The following is a 6,192-nucleotide window of genomic DNA, read 5'->3' as shown; positions in this document are numbered from 1 at the left end:
GGCGGTTAGCGCAGCATCATTTAAATAGCCTCTGGCCAGGCCGGCACCGGCGATACATAATTCGCCCGGCGTGCCCGGCACACATAATTCCAGGTCATTGTTGACGATATAAATTTTTGTGTTACTGATCGGCTGTCCAATCAACGGCGCCTCTCCGGGCTGCAAATGAAACACCGTCGTATAGGTGGTATCTTCTGATGGCCCGTATAAATTTCTCACCTTCATACGTTTGAGGTCCAGTTCCGCTAATAAATTAGCCTGGATAGCCTCTCCTGCCATGTTGATGCACGTTACGTGGCCTAAGTCCACCTGGCTATCCACAAGTCCCTGGATAACGCCCGGTACGGTGTTAATCAGTACCTCCCGGTCGGTGGACAGATAAGTAGGGATCTCCAATGCATCGTCCAGGACACGGATCGTTTTCCCGGCGCTCAGTGAATAAAACAATTCAAATACAGACAAGTCAAAACAAAGTGAAGTGACCGCATACACCATTTTAAAATCATCTCCCGAAAATTCCCTCAAACACCATTTGATGAAATGATATACGTTTCCATGTTCTATCATAACTCCTTTAGGATGACCAGTGCTACCCGATGTATAAATAATATAAGCCAGGTCAGTCGATTTCAGCATAACGACAGGTGCTTCCACCGGGCAGTTGCTGATAGCGGCTGTTGATTGCTGCAGGTCAATAATATTCAGGGAGCTACTTGTTAACCGTTCTCTCACGGTACCGCTGCATACCACAAAAGCGGCGTTACTATCTTTTAAAATATAGGTTACTCTTTCGTCCGGATATTTTACATCGATGGGCACATAAACGGCTCCTGCTTTTAAGATCCCGAGCACTGCTGTGAGCATGTCCAACCCTCTTTCTACGAAAACGGGTACCAGCATACCTTCTTTTATACCTTTTGAAAGCAGGTAATGTGCGAGTTGATTAGAAGCCGTTTCCAATTCCTGGTAACTGCGCGTTGTTGTGCCATGTAAGGCCGCGGTGTGCGCCGGTGTATTCTTTACCTGGGCACGGAACAGCTCCAGTATAGTTTCATTGGAAGTATATACTTCATCAGTATTATTGTAAGCATCCAGTAATAAATAACTTTCTGCGGAGGTGAGGCGGCATAAACTGCTGATGCGCTGGGCGGGGTTTTCTGTAATGCTGGTCAGCAGCCGCAAATAACTGCTGAACATGCGTTCCATGGTTTCTTCCCGGTACAGGTCACTGCAATAGGTCAGCGCAATATCCAGTCCATCTGAGAAGCTCACCACATCCAGTGACAGGTCGTATTTGGAACGGATCACATTACTGCCTTCAGAATGGGAAGCTACACCGGGTAAATCCAGCTTGCTTCCTTCCGGCGTATTTTGTAATGCAAACATGATCTGGAATAATGGATTTCTGCTTAAATCCCTGGGCAGTTCCAATTCATCCACGATCTTTTCCAATTGCACGTCCTGGTGTTCAAAGGCCTGCAGTGTAGACTGTGTTACCTCACGGAGAAATTCTTTAAAGGATAAGTTACCGTTGATCTTATTTCTTAACACCAGTGTATTTACAAAAAAGCCAATCATGCCTTCCGTTTCCTGTTGCTGCCTGTTGGCCACCGGGCTTCCTATCACAATATCCTGTTGCCCGCTGAATCTATATAACAACACTTTAAATGCTGCCAGTAAGATCATAAACAAGGTAGCGCCTTCTTTTCCGGATACTTCTTGTAAAGCCACCAACACTTCCCGGCCTAACATCGCATTCATGCCCTTCCCCTTTACACTTTGTGTTGCCGGCCTTGGGTAGTCGGCCGGTAATTCCATCACCGGCAGGTCTTTCAGTTGCCCTTTCCAGTATTCCAGTTTAGCGGCCATTACTTCTTTGGTAAGATAGGCCCGCTGCCAGATAGCATAATCAATATACCTTACCGGTAAAGCATTGAATACAGGCATTTCTCCAGCCAGGAGACTATGATAGGCGGCCGTGGTTTCTTTCACCAGTATACCCATGGACCAGCCATCTGAGGCGATATGATGCAGTACTACCACCAGTATATATACTCCTGGAGCTACTGTAATGAGATGCAGGCGAAACGGCATATCAGTGGCGAGGTTAAACGGCGCATCTACCAGCGTATCTATGTAGTTGTCCAATGTACCGTATCCGGCTATCACTTCCGCGGCCTGCGCTACGCCTAATTTCCAGTCTTCCGCCGGTAGCAAGGTTTGATAAGCCCTGCCATCATGATCGCGTATAACTGTGCGCAATGCGCCATGCCGCTCCACGATCATTCTAACGGCTGTTTCAAACAAGGGAATGTTCACCTCTCCATTCAGCTTCAGTACATAAGGCATATGGTATTCCCGGCTACCATTGAGCTGATCAATGAACCAGATACGTTCCTGCGAAAAGGAGAGAGCCGCCGTATCTCTGCCGGCATAATACTGAATAGGTGGAATCACCTCGTTCCCGTTATCATCCGTCAGCATTTTCTGGCACAGAGACGCAATAGTGGGATGGTCAAATATATCCCTGACACTTATTTCTTTATTCAATTGTTTCCTGACAGCGGCAATCACCCGCATCGCCAATAAGGAGTGGCCTCCTATTTCAAAAAATTTATCATGTACACCTATCCTGCTGATGTTGAGCAGTCCTTCCCAGATGGATGCCAGTACCTTTTCAAATTCATGCTCCGGCGCCACATATTCACTTACTGTCAGTTCCTGTTCTTTTAGCAGGCGTTTTTTATCTACCTTCCCGTTAAGGGTCAGCGGCATTTCTTTCACCGTAAACAATACCGAAGGAATCATATATTCCGGTAATTTGTTTTGCAGATACCCGTTCACGATTTCTTTACTGAACTCGTCTGATGTAACAATATAGCCAGCTAATATTTTGCTGCCGGCAGCATCGTTGTTCACTAATACCACCGCCTGTTTGATACCCGGCGCCTGTTGCAGCATGCGCTCTACTTCTCCCAATTCCACCCGGAAACCCCTTACTTTCACCTGGTCATCACGGCGGCCCAGGTATTCGATGTTGCCATCGGGCAGCCACCGGGCCAGGTCGCCGGTATGATATAAGCGGCCGGCGGCATAAGGATTGTCTATAAATTTAGCCGCACTCAGCTCCGGTTGATTCAGGTAGCCACGCGCCACCTGCACACCACCAATCAGCAGTTCTCCGGAGGCACCGGCCGGTAATACATTTAATTGATCATCGAGGATATATAAACTGGTATTCCATACCGGTTTACCTATGGGCACTATTGCCGGCAGTGCCGGCAATAGTGGTACAGTCCAGCAGCTTACATCGATAGCCGCTTCCGTAGGGCCATATAAGTTATGTAATCCTATATCTCCCAGTTTATCGCGGAACTGTTTTACATGCGCAGACTTTAAGGCCTCGCCACTACACAATACCCGGCGTAACGGGAACACTTCCCCTTCATCTACGCTATCACAGAACACACCAAGCATAGAAGGAACAAAATGGATAGTGGTGATTTGAGCGGATTTTATCAACTGTTTCAGGTAATAAGGATCCTGTTGTCCGCCGGGTGCAGCAAATACCAGGCGGCAGCCGGCTATCAGCGGCCAAAAGAGTTCCCATACCGATACGTCAAAACAGTAAGTCGTTTTTTGCAATACCGCATCTGCCGGGGTGAGCCCGAAATATGACTGTGTCCAGAGCAAACGATTCACTACACCACGATGTTCGTTCATCACACCTTTTGGACGGCCGGTACTACCGGATGTATAAATAACGTAGGCCAGGTGCCCGGGATGCAGGTTCGTTTCCACCGGTTCATCCGTGCAATCTTCCAGCCAGACGGCTGCATTATTCATATCCAATACTTCCACATCGTTATGCGCGCGGAAATTATCAGCATAAGCATAACTGCTTAATACTATTTTGGCTTTGGTGTCTGATAAAATATAATCAATACGGCTGGATGGATAAGCTGGATCTACCGGCACATAAGCCGCTCCTGCTTTTATAATACCCAACAGGGATACTATCATATCCAGGCTGCGATCCAGGCATACTGCAACGAGGTCATCTTCCATTACACCTTTCTTTCTTAAATACCGGGCTACGCGATTGCTTTGTTTATCCAGCTCACCATAACTCAGGCTTTCACCACCACATACCACAGCAGTAGCGGCAGCATCTCTTGCTACACTCTCCGCGAATAGGTCTGCCATAGTACGGTCATCCCCGGTATCTACAAAAGTATCATTACGCTCCTGTAATAAAAAAGCCCTCTCACTGGCACTTAGCAAGGAAATAGTAGCAACTGGTACAGATAAATGAGATAAGCTTTCCGTAATCACCGCTTTCAGGTGTGTAATAAATCCATCTATAGAGAACGTTGTTTGCACCGCACACGAAACGCGGAAAGATATTTCTGCATTCTGTATATCCAGATCTATCAGAAAGGGAGATTCATTTTTCTTTTTGGGATGACTTCCATGTAACTGATCACAGGAAAGCATCATATCAAATCGTTTCTCATCAATATCCAATTCCTGGTAAATACCTGTCAGCGGATAATGTTGATTGCCGGCAGCATGTAATACCACCTCTCCTATCGACACCAATAATTCCTTGAAAGTTTTCTCCGGGTTTATATTACACAGCAGTGGTAAATATTGTTGCTGATGCGGGGCATGCGGATGCTGCTGTTTGTCGAACAGCGGCGCACAAATGGTAATGTACTGTGCCCCTGTATATTTATTGATCAATACACAGCAGGCGGTTACCATATAGATGTAAACCGACAGCTCCTGTCCCTTACAGAGGGACAACACTTTTCCGGCTACCGTTTTATCGAGTTTATACAAGAGGATATCCCTGTTATCTGTAATATTCCAGGTATTAAACAATCCAACATCTTCACTGGATGACAAGGGAGCCAGTTGTTGCAGCCAATAACTTTTGCTTTCAGCAAATTCCTTACTGGTCAACAGAAACTGTTCATCAAAAGAGGCAACTGACATATTTTTCCTTTTATAGATCAATGAATTGAAAGAGGGATACTAAAAAACGGGGCTTATTCGAAATCAAACAACATTTCCTTTTGAGGCAATCCTGTTTTGTGGAATAAATCGGTATGTTGTATTTCCAGTTGTTTGATTTGCTGTTTATCCTGGCTGATCATAGCCAACACAACTTTTTCAAAATGGCGGCTGATCTGTTCTACATAGCCGGTTGCGAGCAGGTCTTCATTGTAATTAAATCGTACGCTGATCTGGTCTGCTGCGCCGATAAGGAGACTTAATAGATAGTTCGTTTGTTCCTCGGCGAAAATTTTATCTACCTGCAACTTCCAAACCCGCGCGTCTATAACTTTGCTCACGGGATAGTTCTGGAAAGTGATCATGGTATCAAAGAGGGGCCCGCCTACACCTGAAGAGTGTTGAATATCCGCCAGCGAAGCATATTGATACAAACGGCTTTGAGACTGGTTTTCCTGCAGCGCCAGCAACCACTCCAATACATCCGCATCCGCCGGCACTTCTGTTTGAAACAATAAAGTATTGATGTACAATCCTATCTTCCGTTCTATATCCGGCATATCTTCCGGCCGACCGGAAACGGTAACGCCATAGGTAATCCCGGTGCTGCCGGTATAACGATGCAGCAGGTAACTCCATACACCCTGCATCAGGGTATTAACCGTGATACGATGCTTACGGCAGAACGCATTTATCCTTCCGGTCGCAGATTCATCTAATAACAACGGCAACTCTTTGTAAGTACCTACTCCTTTTGTTCTCCTTTCTTCTTCGCGTACAAAAGGTAACAGGCAGGCGCTGGTAATTTTTTTGAGATACTCATGCCAGTAGTTTACAGAAGCCACTCTGTCTTTATTTCCTATATAACGGATGTAATCATCGTAGCGGTCTTCCGCATAATGAATCAGTTCTCTACCATCCAGCAGGTCATCGTATGCCTGCAGGAATTCTTCCATCAGGATGGGTACAGACCAGCCATCTAGAATAAGGTGATGTGAGGTCCAGATCAGCTGGTAACGGTTTTCCTCCAACTGCATCAATGCCACCCGCATTAATGGCGCCTGTTGGAAATCAAACCCGGATTCCCGGTCGGCCTGCAGATAAGCGGCTATCAGCGATTGCTGCTCTTCTTTACTCCTGCCCCGGTAGTCCAGCTTTTGTAAAGGCAGGATA

2 protein-coding genes are annotated in these 6,192 nt (G+C 46.4%); both read right to left on the bottom strand.

The features are described 5' to 3' along the window. Nucleotides 1-5,001 (bottom strand): non-ribosomal peptide synthetase (locus J7623_RS31690; protein ID WP_291929401.1); only part of this gene is annotated, 5,001 nt, incomplete at its 3' end. Nucleotides 5,002-5,054: 53 nt separating this feature from the next. Further along, nucleotides 5,055-6,192 (bottom strand): condensation domain-containing protein (locus J7623_RS31685; protein ID WP_291929399.1); only part of this gene is annotated, 1,138 nt, incomplete at its 5' end.

The organism is Chitinophaga sp., assembly GCF_017745275.1.
Lineage (GTDB): Bacteria > Bacteroidota > Bacteroidia > Chitinophagales > Chitinophagaceae > Chitinophaga.
Note: the sequence above shows the minus strand (reverse complement) of the source record. Positions and strands in the feature narration are given on the sequence as shown.